Genomic DNA, 18,797 nt, shown 5'->3' with positions numbered 1-18,797 from the left:
GACAGCATGGCGAGAATAAAGCCGAGGACGATTGCTCCGCAACGCTGCCTTCGCCTCCGGAAAGCCTTCCCGCCGATGCTGCGCGCACCAGGGTCGAGGCGGCGTCGGAAGGAGCCGTCTCAGGGGTGCCGCCCCGACAGCAGGGAGCGTATGAGCACGGCGATGGTGGTTCCGTTGTGCAGCGTGGCGGTGGCGAACGAGGGCAGCAGCCCCGTCACCGCGCCGGCCAGAATGGCCGAGTTCACGCCCACGGCGACCCCGAAATTGGAGTGGATCAGCTTCATCGCGTCCTGCGACAGGCCGAGCACCGTCGCGAGGGAGGCGAGGTGGTCGTCGAGCAGGATGATGTCGGCCGTGGCGCGCGCGATGTCGGCGGCGCGCGGCATGGCGATGCCGACGTCCGCCATCATGAGCGCCGGCCCGTCGTTCACGCCGTCACCGACATAGGCCACGCGGCAACCCGCCGCCTTCAGATCGTCGACGATGCGGGCCTTGTCCTCCGGCTGCTGCTCGTAATGGACCTCGTCGAGCCCCAGAGCCTCGCCGAGCGCCAGCGCCTTGGCGCGATGATCGCCCGTGATCATGACCAGGCGTCCGATACCGGCTTCGCGCAGACGTCGGAGCGTGTCGCCCGCTTCCGCGCGCACCCGGTCGCGCAGGGCGAAGACGGCGAGCGGACGGTCGTCATATGCCGCATAGAGCAGCGACTTGCCCTGCGCCTGGAAGGCGCGCACCAGTTCCCGCTGGCGGGCAAAGGAGATATGTTCGTCGTCCTCCAGATAGTGCCGGCTGCCGAAGCGCACGACATTCCCGCCGATCGCGCCTTCCACGCCGTGGCCGACGATGAAGTTCACCTCCTCATGGTCGACATGGGCGAGCTTGCGCGCGCGGGCGAGTTCGACCACGGCGCGGGCGATCGGGTGGGTCGTGTGCTCGCCCAGCGAGGCGACCATCGCCACCGCCCCGTCCTCGGTCAGCCCGTCGGTGAGCGGCACGATATCCGTCACTTCGAGGGTATTGTGCGTCAGCGTCCCCGTCTTGTCGAAGACGACCGTATCGACACCGGCCAGTGTCTCCACGGTCTGGCCGCTCTTCACCAGGCAGCCCCGCCGGGCTGCGTCGTACATCGCCGTCTTGAGGGCGATGGGTGTGCCGAGCTTCACGGTGCAGGAATAGTCGACCATGAAAACGGATTCGATGCGCCGCCAGTCCCGCGTGACGGCAAAGACGCCCGCGGCCGAGGCCAGCGTGATGCCCACCCGCCGGTCCGCCAATGCGTCCGAGACGGACTGGATTTCCGCCGGGCGCTCCAGCGCCTCCTGAATGTAACGGGTGATGCGCCCCGTCGTCGTCGCCTCGCCCACGCGCTCCGCGCGGATGACGAGGCGTCCGTCTGTGAGGATGCTGCCCGCCAGCGCCTCGTCGCCCGGCGAACGGGGAATCGGCAGGCTCTCGCCCGTGACCGCCGACTGGTCGACATAGGCATCGCCCGACACCACCCGGCCGTCGACGGGGACGGTCTCGCCGAGGCCGACCGCCACGCGCTCGCCACCCTTCAGGCTCGCGAACGGCACCTGCGCCAGTTGGCCGCCGGGAAGCTCCACCCAGACATCGTCCGGCTTGCGGTGCAGCAGGGAGCGCAGCAATGCGTCGGAGCGCTCCACGGTGGTGGACTCGATATAGGTGGCGAGTTCCATCAGGAAGCGGGTGAAATTGGCGGTGACGAAGCGGCCGCGCAGCGTCGGCAGGCCGATGGCCAGAGCGTCGAGCACCTCAACCTTGAGGCCCTCGGTGGCGGCGGCACGGATGCCGCGCACCAACGTGCCCGCCACATTGGCGGCGGTGAGCACGCGCACGGCCTCACGCGGCAGAGCGAGCGAGGCCAGCAACGCCGCCCCCGCCAGCGCGAGCTGCGACCCTTCCGTGCCCGGCGTGGGCTGCACCAGCGGATATGCCGCCGGCGGCGGATCGGCGGCATCGGCCAGTATCCACGCCCGCACCCGCGGATCGCCGTCGTAGCGCACCACGAGCGAACCGCAGCCGGGGTTGATCCGCACCCGGGCAACACCGGGGATATCGCGCACGGCCGCCGCCGCGAGGGCGAGCCCATCCTCCGTCTCCGCCAGTTTCAGGCGCAGGCGTCCCGGCAGCTCATGAACGATCCGCACCATGCGAATGCTCAGTTGCCGGCTTGGAAAAAGCGCGGCGCAATCACGGGAGCATCGCTGTCGGCCGGCTGTCCGGACGGATCTGGCGCCGGCGCGGGAGCAGGCGCCTCGGCGCCAGTTGCATGGGCCGGCGCTTGGACAGGCTCTTGGGCCGGCTCCTGGGCGGCGGTCTGTGCTGCCGCGCCGGCCGCAGCTGCGGCGGCCGCTCCGGCGGCCACTTCGGCCTCGGCGTCGTGCAACTTTTCCTTCAGCTCCTCCACGCCGCCCTGGACGGCCGTCCAGAGCTGCACGGCCGTGCGCATGATGGTTCGCTGGGCGGTTTCGTTGGTGAGCAGATAAGCGGCGCCGGCCCCGATCAGGAGGCCCTTCACGAACGAGTCCGCGCCCGGATGCGCATGGAGGTTCGCCCCCGCGGGATCGGCCGCCGCCGGCCCCGCCCCGGCCGGGAAAGGGCCTCCGGCGAACGGGTTGGGGCCGAAGCCGCCCCGCTGCGGATCGCCCTGCTGCGCGTCCGCGCCCTGCTGCTGGCCGGCCGCGCCGGCGCCCGGTCCGTAAAAATGGTAGTGGTAGTGGATACCCTGCTGATCGTGCTGCCTGTTCGACATGATAGGCTCCCGGCTCCGTTGCGTCAGGTTGCGGGCGACTGCGGCTCGCGCGAAGGGGCAGCGGGCGCGGCGGCACCGCGGAAAGCACCCGCAACGGCGGCGCGCACGTCGGGACGGCTCGCCAGCACGACAAGGCCCGCCCCCAGTGCCGCACCGAGCCAGAAGTTCGAACCGCTGGCGCGGGCGATGCGCGTCAGGTTGGAGACGCTGAAGCCGTCCTTGAGCACGCCTTCCAGAACGTCGAGCGCGTCGATGCGCCGGCCCGGCCCCGGACCATAACCATTCCACCGATAGTTTTCCTGAGACATGACCGTCCTCATGTGCTGTGCCGAGGCGACGGATGCGCCGCCGGCGTGATGTGATCCCGGAGAATGGCGTCGATTTCCGCCCTGTCGCCCGTCAGCAGCCGCTCCCATACCGGCGCGGCAATCAGCCGGACATCGTACTCTATCACCGCCGACAGGGCCGCGGCATTGACCCGTATCGCCTTCACGCCCGGAATCCGTTGCGCGAGCGCGGCGAACGGCTCGGTATCGACATCCGGCAACTGCCCGAGCGCGGCGACGTCCAGCTTCAACCTGATCCTCCCCGGGACATGGTGGGCGATGGCGAGATACCGGCGCAACGTCATGAAGGGCGAGAGGTCGGCGGGCATGGGGGAATCCTTGCGGCTGCGACGACGAGCCAATTCGGCATCTTCGACGTGTATTCATCGTTCATATGACGAACCGTGCTTGTCACTCAAACTCGCCGTTTATATTGATGGAATGTTTCATAGTGTAGAATTCCACAAATCGGAGCGAATTGATCTATCGCAATATTCATGAATCGTTCCCTGTACTTTGAATCGGCAATATATGGACATCGCTCCAAGCGGCGGTGGGTGTGGATCGTCGCCATTGCGGGGGCGCTTTGCAGCCTGCCACGGCCAGCGGCTGTCGCTCAGGAGGCGATCGATGGCAGGCAGCTCTATGAAGAGGCCTGCGCCGGCTGCCATGGCCGCAACGGGCAGGAGACGGCGCGCGGCCAAGCCCGCCGGCTCGACTCGCTTTCTGCGGGTGACATCCATGACTACCTGACCGCCGCGCGCGCCATCGAGGCGCCCGCCCGGCCCTACCAGCGGCTCAAGAAGGGGCTGGGTGATGCGGAAATCGAAGCGCTCGCCGATTACATCGGGCAGTTTCCCGGGCATTGAGGCTGTCCTGTCCTGCGGTGGCCGGCGCTAAAGCAGCCCGGCCAGTTTCGCCTCGAGCCCGGCGATATCCACCGGTCCGACGATCTTCTCGACCAACCGGCCCTCGCCGTCGATCAGGAAGGACGTCGGCGCGCCGATCACCTGGTAGCGGTCGGTCGTGATCTTCAGGCTGTCGAGCAGCACGGGGAAGGAGACGCCGAGCCGGGCGGCCGCCCGCTGCACCGCCGCATCCGGCTCGCCCATGTTGAGCGCCAGCACCGTGAAGCCCCTGTCCCGGTTGGCGTGGTAGACGGCGTCGAGTGCCGGCATCTCGGCGATGCACGGCCCGCATCCGCCGGACCAGAAGTTGAGCAGCACCACCTGACCGCGGAACTGCGCGAGCTTCACCGGCGTGCCGTCGAAGGCAAGCGCCGCGATTTCAGCCACGGGTTTGCCCTTGGCCATCTCCTGCTCCGCCTCGCAGCCGGCAAGCAGCGCCGCAGCCACGAAGGCAAACAGCCAACCCGTTCGACGTTTCATGCGATCCTCCTGCCGTGCTGAAGCCGGACGATGTAATCGGTCTGGGCGCCCAGGTCCGGATTGTGGGTGACCAGAATGATCGTGCGCCCAACGGCCTGCAGCTCCCGGAACAGGCCCATGACCCGCTCCTCGTTGCCTTCGTCGAGGTTGCCCGTCGGTTCGTCGGCGAGGATGAGGGCGGGATCGTTGATGAGCGCGCGGGCGATGCACACGCGCTGCTGCTCGCCGCCCGACAGCTGCGAGGGCAGATGGTTGGCCCGGTCCGCAAGCCCGATGCGGTCGAGCGCCTCCAGCGCCTCCTCGCGGTCGGCGATGGAGTGGTAGTACTGCGCGAGCATGAGGTTCTCCACCGCGGTGAGGTAGGGAATGAGGTGGAACTGCTGGAAGACGAGGCCGATCTTCTCGCGGCGGACGACGACCTGCTCCGCCTCCGTCAGCCGCGCGGCCTCGACGCCGTCGAGCCGGTAGGAGCCGCCGGTCGGCACGTCGAGCAGCGACAGGATATTGAGCAGCGTCGTCTTGCCCGACCCCGACGGCCCCATGATGCCGACGAACTCGCCTGCAAACACGTCGAACGTGACGTTGTCGAGGGCGCGCACCGAACCGAACTCCTTCGTCAGACCATCGAGACTGATGACCTTGCGGCGCAGCGGGGCGATCTGGTTCACCGGGTTCATTCTCCTCTGAGCACGCGCGCGGGCACGACATTCACCGCGCCGCGGACGGGCAGTGCGGCCGCGATCAGCGCGGCGAGCAACGACACGCCGAGCGTGAGCGGCACGACGACGGGCCGGAAGGTGACCCAGGCGCCGAACACCGCCTGCCCCAGGAGCTGCGCGAGACCGAAACCCAGCAGCAGGCCGATCGCGACCGCCACGAGGCAGATCGCCGCCGTCTCGGCCAGTATCTGCGCGACGATGTCGCGGTTCGAGGCGCCCAGCGCCTTCTGCAGGCCGATCTGCGGCGCGCGCTCGGTGATCATGGCCGTCAGCGTCGCATTGACGCTGAGCGTGGTGATGCCGAGGATAATGGCCGCGACGACCGCCATCAGCCCCTCGATACGCCTCAGGATCTGACCGTCGTTTTCGGATACCTTGCGGATCGGGCGGGCGTCGAGTGCCGAGAAACGGTCCGTCAGCGCCGCAGTGACGGCGTCGGCCTCGGGTCCCTGGGCGGCTACGCTGGCCATGGCGAAATCGGCGCGCCCCGGCATGCCGAGGAGCCGCTGCGCCAGCCCGAGGTTGACGACGATCTGACTGTCCTCGTTTTCGCCGGTGTCCATGACGCCCTTCACCGTCACCCGCGCCTGCGCGCCGTCATTGCCGGTGATGGTGACGGTGCTTCCGGGCGCAAGCTCCATGCTCTGCGCCAGCCTGCGGCCAACCATGGCATTGCGGTCGTCGAAGTCCGCGCTCACCCACGAGCCCTCCACCTGCCAGTAGGGCGAGATGGCGTGAAGCTCGGCGAGATCCGCCCCCATCAGCACCGCATTGCCGAGATCGAGCCGCACCAGCCCGTAGAGATACGGACTGCCGCCGACCAGCCTTTCCCGCGGAATGGCGGCAATGGCCGCACGCAGCATCGCCTCGTCGATGCCGCGTCCTCCCGGCGCGTCCGCGGCGGCTTCCGCTTCGCGCGGCGAAACGATGAGGTTGGGGCCGAAGGCGCGCAACTCCTGGCTCATCTTGATCGAGATGTCGAAGTAGAGACTGGTCAGCGCGGAGACGATCGCCGCCCCGATCACGATGGCGCCGAGTGCGATCTCCAGCCGTCCGCCGCGCACGAGGAGCGACCGCCAGACGAGATGCGCGAACATGGCGAGCCGCGCGAACGGCTGCCTGCGGAGCGGGCGCGTGCGGGCCGCGGCCGGGACTGCGCTGGCGTTACCGTCGGCCATGCAGGACCTCGACCGGCAGCAGCGACGCGATCTCGCGCGACGACACGATCGACCCGACCAGCACCGTGATCACGGACGTCACCAACACCACGGGAACGGTGATCGGCCGCACGTCGACGCCGGTGTCGAACACGCTCCAGCCCACACCCTGCGCCATCAGGTAGCCCGCGACGACGCCGATCAGACCGCCGATCAGCCCCACGATCACGGCCTCGCCGATGAACAGCAGGTGGATCTGCCAGGGATCAGCGCCCAGTGCCTTCATCAGCCCGATCTCGGCCGCGCGCTCGGTGATCGTCGTCGTGGTCAACGCCGCGACCGCGACGGCGGCGGCGATGACCGCCGCGAGGCTCACCACGAACAGCAGGGTCTGGATGCGCCCGATCACCGCCCCCTCGCCCGCCGCCACCTGCCAGATGGGCCGCGCCGAGGCGCCGGCAATGGCCTCCTCGATCTGGTGGGCGATGGAAGTCACGTAGGCGGTGCAATACCAGATGTCGTATTCCTCCGGCGTCAGCGCTTCCGTGCCCCGGCTCGCCTTGCGGGAGAGGTCGTTCTCGGCCACCGTGAGGGCGCTGACATCGATGGACTGCAGCTTGCCCGGCCGGCCGGCGAGCCGCTGCACGAAGCCGAGCGGCGCCACCAGCGCCTGATCCTCGATGTCGCCCGTGGTGAGGATGCCCGTCACCCGGACGATGGCGATGGTGGCGCGCGGCGCCTCGGGATCGGCAAGCGCCAGCTCCGTCCCCACTTCCGTGCCGAGCCGCCGCGCCAGCCCGCCGCCGACGAGAATGCCGACCGTGCCCGCGACAGCCTCGTCGTCCGGCCACTCGCCAGCGACGTGCCAGAACGGGTTGACCGTGCGCACGCCGGTGCGGTAGGCGGGATCGTCGGGCAGCGGCACATTCCTGTCGAAATAGGTACCGATGAGGCTCGCCTCCAGCGCGCGCCCTTCGCCGCCCGCGGCAACGGGCAGCGTCAGGCGCGGGGCGAAGCCGACGATGTTGTGTCGCCAGAAGATGTCCTTGAGCTTCGGCAGGTCGGATTCGTCGATGAAATCGCGCCCCCGGAGCGGGTTGAAGTCCCGCCCACCGATGATGAGCGGCATGTTCTCGGACCGCGGCGTCACGCGGATGTTGGAGCCGTAAGCCTTCATCTCGGTCGCCATCTTGTCGCCGACGTCGACGGAGAGCGCAAACAGCGTCGTGATCAGCGTGGCCGAGAGAGCCACGGTGATCGTGGCAAGCGCCTTGCACTTGCGGTTGCCGGCGAACGACTGGCGCAGCATGCGCAGGAACATCGCTCACACCCCTCCTGGCTGCAAGGGCTTCGGCTGCAAGGGCTTCGGCTGCCCGGGCTTCGGCTGCCCGGGCTTCGGCTGCACGAAGGCGTCCGGCGTCGCGCGGAAGCGGTCGTAGGTGTCGCGGCTCTCGAAGAACCAGGTGCGCCCGTTGTGCTCGTACTGGAACGGCGCGCCGGTGTTCTTCAACGCCGCGCCGCTCACGGGGTCCGCGACCGCGATCTCGACGACCTCGCTGAAGTAGCGCGCGCCCTTCTCCAGCGTGGCAGCCTGGATGACGATGGTGCCGTCCGCGATCGCATGATCGAGCGGGATCGGGTTGCAGCCGCCGGGCTTGCCGATGGTCGGGCGGTACATGCGCACGTTGCAGGCGATGCAGATGATCTCGTCGCCCCGCTGGACATAGCCGCCCTCGCCGCAGATCAGGCAGGCGTCGAGTACGACGCCGATGCTCGCATGCGCCTCGTCGTAGCGGTTGACGAGGAAGAAGCGCACCCGGTGCCCGTCCGACGTGATGTAGGCGAAGCGGTGGAGGTTGCCGTCCTTCACCCGCTCGATGGGGATGCGGATGGTATCGCGCTCGTCGGGCACCATCGGCACGGCCTCGGAGAGACGCGGCGGGCGCGAGGCGTAGAGGTCCTGATAGAGCATGACGGCGAGCAGGAACGCCGCCGTGGCGGCCAGCCCGTTGCGCCAGCGCCGCTCGCCGAGGCCGCGTGCGCGCAGACGGCGGCGCTCGATGCGGTCGGCGACGGTTTCGGGGATGCGCAGCCGGCGCGCCAGGGCGATCGCGACGAGGCCAAGGACGACGACGAGATGGCCGTAGGCAAGCCACGGCGTGACGATCGACAGGCGCGCCACGACGGAGACGCGCTCGGCCGTCACCGGCACGAGGTCGATGCGCAGCATGCCGAGCAGCGCCTTCTCCGCGCCCGCGACCGCGAGCAGCACGAGCGACATGGCGAGGGCTACGGCGGAAGCCGTCCGCCCGGCGAGACGCGCCACGCGCACCAGCAGCAACCCGAAGGCGGTCAGGGCCGCGAGCGCGATGACGATGGCCGCGCAGTTGACGATGAGTTCGGTATTGATGACATCGGTAGCGGTCAGCGTGTGGTTGGCGCTCAGCCGCCAGGCATCGAACACGCCCTGCAGGGCCAGCGTCGCGATGAGCACGAAGCCCGCCACGGACCGCCACAGTCTCCCGCTGCTTTGCGACGCGCTGTTGACGCGGGCGGCGAAGGGAAGCATCAGCAGCCCCGGAAGAACCACCGCCAGCGCGCCCGTATGCACGAACGTGGCGATGGCGGTCGCGGAGCGCGGCGCGCCGGCAGCGGCGACGATCGCAATGAGCCCCGCCGCCGTGCCGGCCAGCAGCGCAAGCGGCGGACCGTTCCGCACGGATGCCGGCGCGGCGGTGACGAAGGCCCACAGCGCGGCGGCGAGCGCCACGACGGTGAGGGTCTGGGCCAGAATGGTGATGTAGTACGCCACCGCGATGCTCCCCGCCGCCGCGCCGCCGACCCGGCTTACTTCAGCGGCACGAAGGTGAAGTCGAACTCGACCTCGAAGGGCTCGAACCACTTGCCGACGCCGCTCGCCTGATCGGTGTGACGGCCGAAGCCCTGCCGGGACGGCGGCTCGACGTGATAGACGAGCTTGTAGTTGCCGGCGCCCGGCAGCTTGATGTTGGAACCGTAGTGCGGCCCGTCGACGGCGACCATGGGCATGAAGTTGCCGGACTGGACCCTGCCCGTGTCCTTGTTCTCGAGGCGGTAAGTGACGGTGAGGTAGGGCACGAACTCGCCGGCGCCGAAGCCGTTCGGATTGCCCTCGGTGGCGCGGATGTCGGCCTCGAGGTGGACGTCGGACTGCGAGGCCGGCAGGTCGATACCCGCGGGCTCCAGATCGATGGGCGCGAGGTAGACCGCAGCGACCTCCAGCGCGTTGACGACCTGGGGCTCGCCGATCGGATATTCGACCAGCTCGTGCGTGCCCTGATGCTGGGCTTGCGCACCGGCGGCCGCGACGAGGGCGAAACCGGCTGCGAGAACGGCAATCTTTTTCATGGTGTGACTCCTCGATGAACGGATCATGAAGCTTCCGGCAGCGCCGCGGCCTGCCGCTTGCCGCGCCGCCAGATGATCACCAGCGACAGCACGGTGACGGCGACGAAGAGAGCCTGCGGCAGCAGCGTCTCCCGATAGGGGAAGATGCCGAGCAGGGGGATTTCCGGCGCCCAGCCGACGAGGGTCGGCGTGATCACCTTGCCCTCGATGAGCTCGACAATGCCCTTGCCGACGAAGACGAAGGCCAGCAGATAGAGGATCCCGCCCGTCACACGGAAGAACGGGCCGATCGGCAGCTTGAGCGCACCCTTCTGCATCGCCCAGTAGATGACGACGAGCGCCAGCACGCCGACGGCGAAGCCGGCCAGGATGGAGAGCAGGCCCGCGGCATCGGCGTCGAGGGTCAGCGCCTGATAGAACAGCACCGTCTCCGCCCCCTCGCGATAGACCGCGAGGAACGAGACGAACCACAGCGCCCTGAGCGAGCCGGTGCCGATAGCGCCCTCCACCTTGCCCTTGATGAAGGCGCCCCACTGCGCCGCCTCGGCCTTGGCAAGCAGCCAGTTGCTGGTGAAGAACAGCACCACGGCCGCGAGCAGCATGGTCGCGCCTTCGAGCACCTCCTGGCTGGCGGCGGAAGTGCGGAACACGAGCTTCAGCAGGATCGCGGTGACGACGCTGGCGATAATGGCCACGACGACGCTGTTGACGATCACACCGCGCTTGTCGGCGTGCCCCGTCTTGACCAGATAGGCGATGATGGCGGAGACGATCAGGATCGCCTCGAATCCCTCGCGCACGATGATGAGGAGCGAGGCGAGGAACAGCGCGCTCCAGCTTCCCGCCCCCGCGCCGCCGAGAAGCTCCGCGGCCTGCGCCACGTCGGCATCGAGGCTGTCCGCCACCTCCTGCAGGGCGGCAGCCGGCACGCCGTCACGAACGAGTGCCATCAGGCGGCTGAAATGCCCTTCGATGCGGGTCTTGAAGGCGTTGTCGCGCGCCCCCACGCGCGCCTCCATGCCGCTCGCCTCGAACACATCGAAATAGGTGTCCTGCAGGGTGCCGACCGCGCCGGTCGCATCGCCCGCGGCCGCCTGCGCGAGCGCGCCCGCGACCTGATCGCGGATCTTGCGGGCAACCGCGTTCCAGTCGGCGGACGGCGCCACAGCCGCCGCCTGTTCCGCCGCCGCGCCGACGAGCGGCAGGCCGGGCAGCAGCGCGGTCAGGTCGTCCTTGAGCACCCGCGCCGAGCCGCGGATGAGGCGTGGCTCGCGGTTGTCGTTGACGAGGCCGACGATGCGGTTGAACTCCGCGTTGAACTCGCCGTCGCGCTTTTGCGACACGTAGCGGCGGACGGCCGTCTCCAGCAGGCTGTTCTTGTAGCCATCGAACTGGCCCTTGCGGATCAGCGCGCGCGCTTCCTCCTGGTTGCCGCGCTCTAGCGCGTCGGCGGCCTCCAGCAGGCGCCTGTTGATGGTCTCGACCGCCTGTTCCCAATAGGGTTCGACGGTCTTCGGCCCTTCGTCCGCCACCGGCGCGGGTTCGGCCGCCGGCGCGTCGTTGCCCGGCTCGGCGACGATGCGGTGCCCCTTTTCGAGCTGCGGCACGATGGCATCGAGCGCGGCGATATGCGTGCGGATGCGCGTCTCGACCTCTTCGATGGGCGCGCCTTCCGTCATCAGCCGCCGGATGGCGCCGAACTCGGACTCGAGCTGATAGCTGCGCCGCGCCGAGATATTGACGCGAATTGGGCCCTCGAGATTCTCGAATATTTCGAAATAGGAGCGCTGCACGGCCGTCTTCGCGGCGTCCACGCGGCCGGCGCGATAATCTTCGAGGCCCTGCGCAAGCAGCGCATCGATACGCGCGACGAGCGACGCGTAGTCGGGACCGGTCCGGACTTGCGTATCCTGAACCTGGGCATGCAGCGACCCGCTACCGACAAAAGGATCGAGAATGAAGAACTGCGCCGATAACAGTAAAATCGCCAGAAATGTCCGCATCAGGGTCTTCTCTTCTCCCGGAGGACATGCAATCCGCATCGATCGCCGCATCGATCGCCTGTCGCTCTGCGCGCCTTTCATCGACAATTTCGGCACCCCCGGTCGGCACCAGTCCGCAAGGCCGTGCCGCGACGCCGTCTTTTAAAGACATACCCCATACGGAATAGACATCGATTGATAGTAATCAATAAACTTCGGGATAGCAAAAATATTACCAACACTTACTTTATAATTATTCTTATAAATATTGACCGACATTATATCAAGTATGAGAAGAAGATGCATCGCCACCAGGAAGGAGCGCATGCCGGCGAGAAGGAAACAGCCTGCGCTCTTTCCGACGATTGTCCGGGTTGCCGCCATCCCGCTGCCTTGCGGTGGCGTCTTCTTGCGCGGCTTGAGCGGTAGGCATCGTCAACGGCGAGTCACCGTTTCGGCAACCCGTTGGCCGGTCTTCGGGAACCTCAGGAACGCCATCCCGCGAGGCGCAGGCTTTTTATCTTCTCGGGAGCAGGCCGGTTCTCCAGCCTCGCTCTGCAGCATCGGCCCCATGCCAGCGCCGGGCCGACGGCGTCCTGAATGAGCTTTGCCAGCGCGGGCAGATGCTCCATGCGCGGATCGGACACACGGCCGACCAACGCAACGTCCCGGCCCAGATCGGTATCGTCGAGGCTCGTGTAGGCAATCTGGCCGTCGAGCGTCCCGAGCGCCTGCGCGGCAAGCGCGGGTATGAGGGAGATGCCCTCGCCGGCGGCGACCATATGGCGGAGCATTTCGACGCCGGTGGCGCAGCGCGGCGCGACCCACGGCCCGAAACCGCAGGCGCTCAGCGCCTGATCGCGCAGGCAGTGTCCTTCGTCCAGCACCAGGATCGGCTGCCCCTCTTCCGCCAGCGGCCAGCGCGGCGCATGGTCGGGACGATGAACCAGCAGAAACGGCTCCAGAAACAGGGGCTGAATCGCCAGCCCCTCGCCGTTATCCGGCAGGCAGGAAAGAACGCCGTCGAGTTCGCCGCGACGCAAGGCGCTGAGGAGCTCCTCGGTCCGTCCCTCGGAGAAGACCAGATCGAGGTCGGGATAGGCATGCCGGATCGGCCGCAATGCGCGTGGCAGCAGATAGGGACCGAGCGTCGGAATAGCGCCGATGCGGAAGCGGCCGACGAGCTGGTTGACATGGCCCCGCGCCTTTTCGACGAGCAGCTGCGCTTCCCGCAGCACCGCATGGGCCTGCGCCACGACCGCTTCCCCCGGCGGCGTCACCGTGACGCGGCCGGGTGTGCGTTCGAACACGTCCATGCCCAGGAAGCGCTCCAACTTGCGTATCTGCGCGCTGAGCGACGGCTGGGAAACGGCGCACCGTGCCGCAGCCTGTCCGAAATGACGGCATTCCGCCACGGCAACCAGATATTCGAGATCCCTGAGCGACAGGCCGGCGAGGGACATGACACCCTCCGTAGCGAGGTCCCCTGATAGGCGATACCTATCTTCGATCATAGAGACAATGTCCTTCAAAAGGAAGCTTCACAGGCTGAAAATGACGCCACAGCATCCCCTCCCGGGGAATCCTGTTCAGACAAGAACTGTTCAAAGGAAACAAAGATGTTCCTGCGCGTCGACAAGCTTCAAATCTCAATGCCCTTGCCCAAGGAACCTGATCCGGCGGCGGCCGCTGCGGTCAACGAACTGATGGGCGGGCGTTTCGGCGAGATGACCACGCTCAATACCTACATGTATCAGAGCTTCAATTTCCGCCAACGCGAGAAACTCAGGCCGTTCTATGCCCTCATCGCCAATATTGCGACGGAGGAACTCGGCCACATCGAGCTCGTCGGCGCGGCGGTGAACGGCCTCCTGCACGGGGCGGAGCCGGATGGCGACGTGTCGAAAGGCGATGCCGTCTTCAAGGACCTGTTCGGTGGCGCGGCAGCCGCCGGACCCAACTTCCACATCAACGGCCCGCACGGCGTCATGGCGGCCAACGCGCTCGGCCAGCCCTGGCGTGGCGACTACATCTTCAATTCCGGCAACCTCGTCCTCGACCTCCTGCACAACTTCTTCCTGGAGAACGGGGCGCGGACGGTGAAGCTGCGCGTCTACGAGCTGACGAAGAATCCCGCGGCGCGCCAGATGCTGGGCTATCTCTTCACCCGCGGCGGCGTGCACGCCCATGCCTATGCGCTGGCGCTGGAGAAGCTCACCGGCGTCGACATGAAGAAGATGCTGCCGATCCCCAACATCGAAGGCGTGGAAATTCCCGAGAGCCAGCCGTTCCTCAATGAGGGCATGCACCGGCGGCTGTATCGCTTCAGCCCGGACGACTACAAGGAAATCGGCACGATCTGGGAAGGCGACGCGCTCGACGGCTCGGGTCCGCTGGAAGTCGTGGACGGCCCGCCCACCGGCGGCCCGCAATACGAGGCGGAGGGCGTGGCCAGCGCCTTCATACCGGACTACCACCCCGAAGAGATCCTCGAAATCGCCAAAAAGCTCTACGAGAAGGCGACCTGACCCGTCCGGGCCGGGATGCGGCGTTATGCACCGGTTGATTCGGGAGGAATCCGGCTGCATTATCGCCGCATCGATCCGCAGGCGCCGGAAGACGCGGACGGGATGGAAGATCGGGATTACCGTCAGGACTGCTGCATCGTCGGCGCCGGCCCGGCGGGCCTCATGCTGGGCCTGCTGCTCGCCCGCGCCGGCGTGCACGTGACCGTCGTCGAGAAACATGACGACTTCCTGCGCGATTTTCGCGGCGACACGATCCATCCCTCCACCCTCGAGGTGATGGACGAACTCGGTTTCCTCGACGAGTTCCTCGCCCTGCCGCACCGGAAGGCGGAAAGCCTGCATGCGGAGATCGACGGCAAGCCCGCAACAATCGCCGATTTCTCGCGCCTGCCGGTGCGCTGCCGGTATATCGCCTTCATGCCGCAATGGGATTTCCTCGCCTTCGTCGCGGACAAGGCGCGCGCCTTTGCCGGCTTCCGCCTCATGATGGGCTGCACGGCCACGGGTCTCGTCGAGCGGGACGGACGCACCGCCGGCGTGACGCTGCGCGACGCGGAGGGGCAGGAGCGCACGCTTGCGGCCGCTCTCGTCGTGGGCGCGGACGGGCGCGGCTCCGTCGTGCGCGGGGCGGCGCACTTCGACGTCACGGACCTCGGCTCGTCCGTCGACGTGCTGTGGATGAAGCTGTCGCGCCATCCCGACGATCCGCCGCAGGCCATGAGCCACGCCGGCCCCAGCCAGGGCATCGTCCTGATCGACCGCGGCGATTATTGGCAGGTCGGCTACGTGATCGGCAAGGGCGACTTCGGGCAGGTGAAGCGCGACGGCCTCGCGGCGCTGCGCGCGAAGCTCGCCGCCGTCGCGCCGCTTCCCCCCGACCGTTTCGAGGAACTGGCCGACTGGGACCGGATCCATCTGCTCGAAGTGCGCATGGATCGGCTGGCGCAATGGTGGAAGCCGGGCGTGCTGTGCATCGGCGATGCGGCGCACGCGATGTCCCCCATCGGCGGCGTCGGGGTCAATCTCGCGATTCAGGACGCGATTGCCGCCGCCAACATCCTGTCGCAGCCGCTGCGCGAGGGAACGCTGGCAGATGCGCACCTGCGCGCCGTGCAGGCGCGCCGGCAATTTCCGACCTGGGCGACGCAGAAGGTGCAGCTCATGATGCGCCGCAAGCGCAGGCCGGGCAAGGACGCCGCCACGGGTGGCCGGCCGCCTGCCTTCCTGCGCGCCATCGCCCGCTCGCGCCTCCTGCCCCATCTCACCGGCCGGCTGATCGGCATGGGCTTCAGGCCCGAACACGTGCGCACGTGATGGGGGCATGAGCGATGCGCCGCCTTTATCTCGCAGCCGGCCTCCTGTTCGTCGCGCTCGGCTTCGTCGGCGCCTTCCTGCCGGTGCTGCCGACGACGCCTTTCCTGATCGTTGCGGTGGCCTGTTTCGCGCGCTCGTCGCCCAGGCTGGAAAGCTGGCTGCTGGATCATCCGCGCTTCGGCCCGCTGCTGCGCCAATGGCGTGAGCGGGGCGCCATTCCCCGACGCGCCAAGCTGATGTCGCTCGCCGGCTGCAGCCTCGGTTTCCTGCTGTTCTGGATCGGGCACGATCCGGAGCCGGTTCCGGCGATCGCCGTGGCCTCGCTGATGCTCGTCGGCGTCACTTACGTGTTCTCCCGGCCCTCGGCATGACGGCGGCGGCACGAACACCCGCGCGATCGTGCCGACGCCAATAGCCCACGCCGCCGATTGCCGCCATGTCCGCCGAGGCCGGCCAGCGGGATCTTCCATTATATTATTGACTAAACATTCCAGAACATATATGGAGATCCGTATGGCGAGACCGAAGGCATTCGACAAGGACGAGGCGCTTGAGGCGGCGATCGGCGTGTTCCGCGAGCATGGCTTCGCGGGGACGTCGGCGGGCATGTTGACCGAGGCGATGAGGATCGGGCGACAGAGCCTCTACGACACGTTCGGGGACAAGTGGCAGCTCTATTGCTCCGCGGTGCAGCGATACGCTGCCACGGAAACGCAGGCTCACCTCGCGGCGCTGCGCAGCGGTTCCAGGGCGATCGAGGGTCTCGGCCGGATGATGGGGCGGGTCGTGACGGAGGCGCAGACACCTTGCCTGGGCACCGGCTCGATCAGCGAGTTCGGCAACGGGCGGGAGGATTTGACGACGATACACGCCGCCGCCGACCAGACGCTGCGCGCCGCCGTCGTTGCCCGCGTCCGGGAGGCGCAGCGCGACGGTGACATCGCGAAAAGCCTCGATCCGGAGCATGCGGCCGGCTTCCTCCTCGCCAACGTGGCGGCGATCCGCGTCGCGGCGCGCGGCGGCGCCGGCGACGCAGAACTGCGCGCCCTCGGCCGGCTCGCCTTGCGAGCCCTGCTGTAGGCCTTTTATTTGCTCAATTATGGAATGAATATTCAAAAATGGAGAAGACGAATGAAAGCGGTCGTGATGACCCGCACGGGCGGCCCCGAGGTGATCGCCTATGTCGAGCGGCCGGCCCCGATGCCGGGACCGGGTGAGGCGCTGGTCGAGATTGCCGCCGCCGGCGTCAATTTCATGGATACGGGCGTGCGGCGCGGCCTGATCTGGACCGGGATGCCCGATCCGAAGATCCTGGGCGTCGAAGGCGCCGGCAAGGTCCTGGCGGTTGGCGACGGCGTCCGCGACATCAGGCCCGGCCAGCGCGTGGCATGGGTCTACGCGCCCGGCAGTTATGCCGAAAAAGCCGTGATCCCGGCCGCCTCCCTCGTGCCCGTGCCCGACGGGATCGATGACCGCACCGCCGCGGCGGTGATGATGCAGGGGCTCACCGCCAGCCACTTCGCGACGGATTTCTATCCCGTGCAGCAGGGCGACATCGCCCTCGTTCACGCCGCGGCCGGCGGCCTCGGCCTGCTCCTCACCCAGATCATCAGGCTGAGAGGCGGCCATGTCATCGGCCGCGTGTCGTCAGCAGACAAGGTGGCGGTCGCCAGGGAGGCGGGGGCCGATCATGTGATCGTGGACACCGGGGGCCGGTTCGCGGAGGAAGCGGTGCGCCTGTCGGGCGGCGAGGGCGTCCACGTCGTCTATGACGGTTCCGGCCCCACAACCTTTCAGGGATCGCTCGACGCGCTCCGGCGTTCGGGGACCTTCTGCTGGTACGGGCCGGTGCTCGGCGGACCGGGGCCGATCGACATCATGAGCCTGCCGAAGAGCATCAAGATCGGCTACGCCGTCTTCTTCGATCATATCCATACGCCGGAACTGCTGCGCGCGCGTTCGGCCCGGCTGTTCGACTGGATCGCCGACGGCAGGCTCAAGGTCCGGATCGGCGGTGAATATGCGCTCGCGGACGCGGCGAAGGCCCATGCCGACATGGAGAGCAGGACGACCACGGGCAAGCTGGTGCTGATCCGAAGCTGGTGCTGATCCCATGAGCGGCAAGGGCGTTGCATTGATCTTCGGCGGGTCGCGCGGCATCGGCGCGGCCATCGCCACGCGGCTGGCGCGGGACGGCTTCGACGTGGCACTGACCTATGTCTCGCGGCCGGACAGCGCGAACACGCTCGTATCCGCCATGGAGAGCACCGGCCGCAAGGCCATGGCGATCAAGGCGGACAGCGCCGATCCCGCCGCGATCCGGTCCGCGGTTGCCCAGGCGGTAGCGCGGTTGGGGATGCTCGATGTCGCGGTCGTCAACGCCGGTATCCTGCGCCATGCGTCCATCGAGGCATTCAGCCTCGAGGACCTGGACCTGATGCTCGACGTGAACGTACGCGGCGTCTTTCTGGCGATCCAGGCATCCGTTGCCCGGATGCGCGACGGCGGCCGGATCGTCACCATCGGCAGCAACACCGCTATCCGCACCGCCCGGACGAGATCGCTGCGCTCGCATCCTACCTGGCCGGTCCGGACTCGGGCTACATGACGGGGGCGAGCCTCACGATCGACGGAGGTTACGTGCTCTGATAGGTGCCGCGAGGGCGGCGGCGGAGCCGTTCGTCAGGCAACCGTCAGTTCCACGCCGATATTGCCGCGCGTGGCCTTCGAATAGGGGCAGGTCTGGTGGGCCTCCTCGACGAGAATCCGCGCCACCTCCGCATCGATCCCCGGCAGGCTGACCCTGAGACTCGCCTGCAGGAAGTAGGCGTCGTCCGTGGTGCCGAGGTCGACTTCGGCATCAACGGCCGTTTCAGGCGGCAGTCTCAGCTTTCGCCTGCCGGCAGCCTTGCCCAGCGCGCCGATGAAGCAGGCCGACCAGCCGGCCGCGAAGAGCTGCTCCGGATTGGTGCCGGCCCGGCCGCTGCCCGGAGACGACAGCCTGACCTCCAGCTGCGCATCGTCGCTGCGCGAGAACCCGTCGCGCCCGCCCGTGGTATGGGTCCTGCCAGTATAAAGCACCTTGTCGATCGTCGTCATGGAAAACTCCGTTATAGGCCACTGCTTGCGGCATCTGCTGATGGAGAATGTTCTGAAGGGAGGACATGTCCGCCATGTTTCCGGAATTACCGGAAATGTAACAAACCGTATGCCCTGCCCGGAC

Annotated in this window: 20 protein-coding genes; 7 read left to right on the top strand and 13 right to left on the bottom strand. The window is 67.7% G+C overall.

From position 1 onward, the window contains the following. Nucleotides 1-119: 119 nt before the first annotated feature. The 4 genes from ACUSIJ_RS05150 to ACUSIJ_RS05135 are packed head-to-tail and all read right to left on the bottom strand — an operon-like array spanning nt 120 to nt 3,428. Nucleotides 120-2,171, bottom strand: a complete 2,052-nt coding sequence (locus ACUSIJ_RS05150; RefSeq protein ID WP_449307306.1) for a heavy metal translocating P-type ATPase — start codon at nt 2,169-2,171, stop codon at nt 120-122. An 8-nt stretch (nt 2,172-2,179) separates the two neighbouring features. Beyond that, complete coding sequence (locus tag ACUSIJ_RS05145; RefSeq protein WP_449307305.1) at nt 2,180-2,773, bottom strand: hypothetical protein; 594 nt, start codon at nt 2,771-2,773, stop codon at nt 2,180-2,182. Nucleotides 2,774-2,796: 23 nt separating this feature from the next. Continuing rightward, nucleotides 2,797-3,081: a hypothetical protein gene (locus ACUSIJ_RS05140; protein ID WP_449307304.1), complete on the bottom strand. Its 285-nt coding sequence runs from the start codon at nt 3,079-3,081 to the stop codon at nt 2,797-2,799. An 8-nt stretch (nt 3,082-3,089) separates the two neighbouring features. Further along, nucleotides 3,090-3,428: a hypothetical protein gene (locus ACUSIJ_RS05135; protein ID WP_449307303.1), complete on the bottom strand. Its 339-nt coding sequence runs from the start codon at nt 3,426-3,428 to the stop codon at nt 3,090-3,092. 168 nt (nt 3,429-3,596) lie between these two features. Between ACUSIJ_RS05135 and ACUSIJ_RS05130 the strand changes: the two genes are divergently transcribed. Beyond that, on the top strand, nt 3,597-3,968 hold the full coding sequence (locus ACUSIJ_RS05130; RefSeq protein ID WP_449307302.1) for a c-type cytochrome: 372 nt from the start codon (nt 3,597-3,599) through the stop codon (nt 3,966-3,968). Nucleotides 3,969-3,995: 27 nt separating this feature from the next. Here ACUSIJ_RS05130 and ACUSIJ_RS05125 read toward each other — a convergent pair whose 3' ends face one another. The 8 genes from ACUSIJ_RS05125 to ACUSIJ_RS05090 form a co-directional block, all read right to left on the bottom strand. Continuing rightward, the gene (locus ACUSIJ_RS05125; RefSeq protein WP_449307301.1) at nt 3,996-4,487 is read right to left on the bottom strand and encodes a TlpA family protein disulfide reductase; all 492 of its coding nucleotides are present in this window, start codon (nt 4,485-4,487) and stop codon (nt 3,996-3,998) included. Beyond that, nucleotides 4,484-5,155 (bottom strand): ABC transporter ATP-binding protein, encoded by a 672-nt coding sequence (locus ACUSIJ_RS05120; RefSeq protein WP_449307300.1) that lies wholly within the window; start codon nt 5,153-5,155, stop codon nt 4,484-4,486. The genes ACUSIJ_RS05125 and ACUSIJ_RS05120 overlap by 4 nt, the downstream gene beginning before the upstream one ends. 5 nt (nt 5,156-5,160) lie before the next feature. After that, entirely contained in the window at nt 5,161-6,384 is a 1,224-nt protein-coding gene (locus ACUSIJ_RS05115) for an ABC transporter permease (RefSeq protein ID WP_449307299.1), read from the bottom strand. Beyond that, complete coding sequence (locus tag ACUSIJ_RS05110) at nt 6,371-7,684, bottom strand: ABC transporter permease (protein ID WP_449307298.1); 1,314 nt, start codon at nt 7,682-7,684, stop codon at nt 6,371-6,373. Before ACUSIJ_RS05110 ends, ACUSIJ_RS05115 begins: the two co-directional genes overlap by 14 nt. Nucleotides 7,685-7,687: 3 nt before the next feature. Next, a complete protein-coding gene (locus ACUSIJ_RS05105) occupies nt 7,688-9,175 on the bottom strand; it encodes a Fe-S-containing protein (protein WP_449307297.1) in 1,488 nt (495 codons plus the stop codon). A gap of 35 nt (nt 9,176-9,210) precedes the next feature. After that, on the bottom strand, nt 9,211-9,750 hold the full coding sequence (locus ACUSIJ_RS05100; RefSeq protein ID WP_449307296.1) for an iron transporter: 540 nt from the start codon (nt 9,748-9,750) through the stop codon (nt 9,211-9,213). Nucleotides 9,751-9,773: 23 nt separating this feature from the next. Further along, nucleotides 9,774-11,753: an FTR1 family iron permease gene (locus ACUSIJ_RS05095; protein WP_449307295.1), complete on the bottom strand. Its 1,980-nt coding sequence runs from the start codon at nt 11,751-11,753 to the stop codon at nt 9,774-9,776. Nucleotides 11,754-12,217: 464 nt separating this feature from the next. Next, nucleotides 12,218-13,195 carry a LysR substrate-binding domain-containing protein gene (locus ACUSIJ_RS05090; protein ID WP_449307294.1) on the bottom strand — a complete coding sequence of 326 codons (978 nt, stop codon included), beginning with the start codon at nt 13,193-13,195 and terminating at the stop codon, nt 12,218-12,220. Nucleotides 13,196-13,351: 156 nt separating this feature from the next. On the opposite strand from ACUSIJ_RS05090, the gene ACUSIJ_RS05085 reads away from it, so the two are divergent. The 6 genes from ACUSIJ_RS05085 (at nt 13,352) to ACUSIJ_RS05060 (ending at nt 18,182) form a co-directional block, all read left to right on the top strand. Next, on the top strand, nt 13,352-14,260 hold the full coding sequence (locus tag ACUSIJ_RS05085; protein ID WP_449307293.1) for a manganese catalase family protein: 909 nt from the start codon (nt 13,352-13,354) through the stop codon (nt 14,258-14,260). 15 nt (nt 14,261-14,275) lie between these two features. Beyond that, nucleotides 14,276-15,574, top strand: a complete 1,299-nt coding sequence (locus ACUSIJ_RS05080; protein ID WP_449307292.1) for an FAD-dependent oxidoreductase — start codon at nt 14,276-14,278, stop codon at nt 15,572-15,574. A 14-nt stretch (nt 15,575-15,588) separates the two neighbouring features. Continuing rightward, nucleotides 15,589-15,945, top strand: coding sequence for a YbaN family protein (locus ACUSIJ_RS05075; protein ID WP_449307291.1), 357 nt, complete (start codon nt 15,589-15,591; stop codon nt 15,943-15,945). 142 nt (nt 15,946-16,087) lie between these two features. Then, nucleotides 16,088-16,654, top strand: coding sequence for a TetR/AcrR family transcriptional regulator (locus ACUSIJ_RS05070; protein ID WP_449307290.1), 567 nt, complete (start codon nt 16,088-16,090; stop codon nt 16,652-16,654). 51 nt (nt 16,655-16,705) lie between these two features. Next, nucleotides 16,706-17,683 carry a quinone oxidoreductase family protein gene (locus ACUSIJ_RS05065; RefSeq protein ID WP_449307289.1) on the top strand — a complete coding sequence of 326 codons (978 nt, stop codon included), beginning with the start codon at nt 16,706-16,708 and terminating at the stop codon, nt 17,681-17,683. A gap of 4 nt (nt 17,684-17,687) precedes the next feature. Next, nucleotides 17,688-18,182: an SDR family NAD(P)-dependent oxidoreductase gene (locus ACUSIJ_RS05060; RefSeq protein ID WP_449307288.1), complete on the top strand. Its 495-nt coding sequence runs from the start codon at nt 17,688-17,690 to the stop codon at nt 18,180-18,182. Between the two features lie 74 nt (nt 18,183-18,256). Here the strand turns inward: ACUSIJ_RS05060 and ACUSIJ_RS05055 are convergent, their stop codons facing one another. Beyond that, a complete protein-coding gene (locus ACUSIJ_RS05055; protein ID WP_449307287.1) occupies nt 18,257-18,673 on the bottom strand; it encodes an organic hydroperoxide resistance protein in 417 nt (138 codons plus the stop codon). Between the last annotated feature and the right edge of the window lie 124 nt (nt 18,674-18,797).

It is taken from the genome of Pseudochelatococcus sp. B33, from assembly GCF_053570585.1.
Note: the sequence above shows the minus strand (reverse complement) of the source record. Positions and strands in the feature narration are given on the sequence as shown.

Coding starts and splice junctions, on each gene's coding strand:
- ACUSIJ_RS05095 (WP_449307295.1), bottom strand. CDS start 11,753: ATGCGGACATTTCTGGCGATTTTACTGTTATCGGCGCAGTTCTTCATT.
- ACUSIJ_RS05080 (WP_449307292.1), top strand. CDS start 14,276: ATGCGGCGTTATGCACCGGTTGATTCGGGAGGAATCCGGCTGCATTAT.
- ACUSIJ_RS05070 (WP_449307290.1), top strand. CDS start 16,088: ATGGCGAGACCGAAGGCATTCGACAAGGACGAGGCGCTTGAGGCGGCG.
- ACUSIJ_RS05085 (WP_449307293.1), top strand. CDS start 13,352: ATGTTCCTGCGCGTCGACAAGCTTCAAATCTCAATGCCCTTGCCCAAG.
- ACUSIJ_RS05125 (WP_449307301.1), bottom strand. CDS start 4,487: ATGAAACGTCGAACGGGTTGGCTGTTTGCCTTCGTGGCTGCGGCGCTG.
- ACUSIJ_RS05110 (WP_449307298.1), bottom strand. CDS start 7,684: ATGTTCCTGCGCATGCTGCGCCAGTCGTTCGCCGGCAACCGCAAGTGC.
- ACUSIJ_RS05150 (WP_449307306.1), bottom strand. CDS start 2,171: ATGGTGCGGATCGTTCATGAGCTGCCGGGACGCCTGCGCCTGAAACTG.
- ACUSIJ_RS05055 (WP_449307287.1), bottom strand. CDS start 18,673: ATGACGACGATCGACAAGGTGCTTTATACTGGCAGGACCCATACCACG.
- ACUSIJ_RS05130 (WP_449307302.1), top strand. CDS start 3,597: ATGAATCGTTCCCTGTACTTTGAATCGGCAATATATGGACATCGCTCC.
- ACUSIJ_RS05100 (WP_449307296.1), bottom strand. CDS start 9,750: ATGAAAAAGATTGCCGTTCTCGCAGCCGGTTTCGCCCTCGTCGCGGCC.
- ACUSIJ_RS05135 (WP_449307303.1), bottom strand. CDS start 3,428: ATGCCCGCCGACCTCTCGCCCTTCATGACGTTGCGCCGGTATCTCGCC.
- ACUSIJ_RS05140 (WP_449307304.1), bottom strand. CDS start 3,081: ATGTCTCAGGAAAACTATCGGTGGAATGGTTATGGTCCGGGGCCGGGC.
- ACUSIJ_RS05115 (WP_449307299.1), bottom strand. CDS start 6,384: ATGGCCGACGGTAACGCCAGCGCAGTCCCGGCCGCGGCCCGCACGCGC.
- ACUSIJ_RS05145 (WP_449307305.1), bottom strand. CDS start 2,773: ATGTCGAACAGGCAGCACGATCAGCAGGGTATCCACTACCACTACCAT.
- ACUSIJ_RS05065 (WP_449307289.1), top strand. CDS start 16,706: ATGAAAGCGGTCGTGATGACCCGCACGGGCGGCCCCGAGGTGATCGCC.
- ACUSIJ_RS05090 (WP_449307294.1), bottom strand. CDS start 13,195: ATGTCCCTCGCCGGCCTGTCGCTCAGGGATCTCGAATATCTGGTTGCC.
- ACUSIJ_RS05060 (WP_449307288.1), top strand. CDS start 17,688: ATGAGCGGCAAGGGCGTTGCATTGATCTTCGGCGGGTCGCGCGGCATC.
- ACUSIJ_RS05075 (WP_449307291.1), top strand. CDS start 15,589: ATGCGCCGCCTTTATCTCGCAGCCGGCCTCCTGTTCGTCGCGCTCGGC.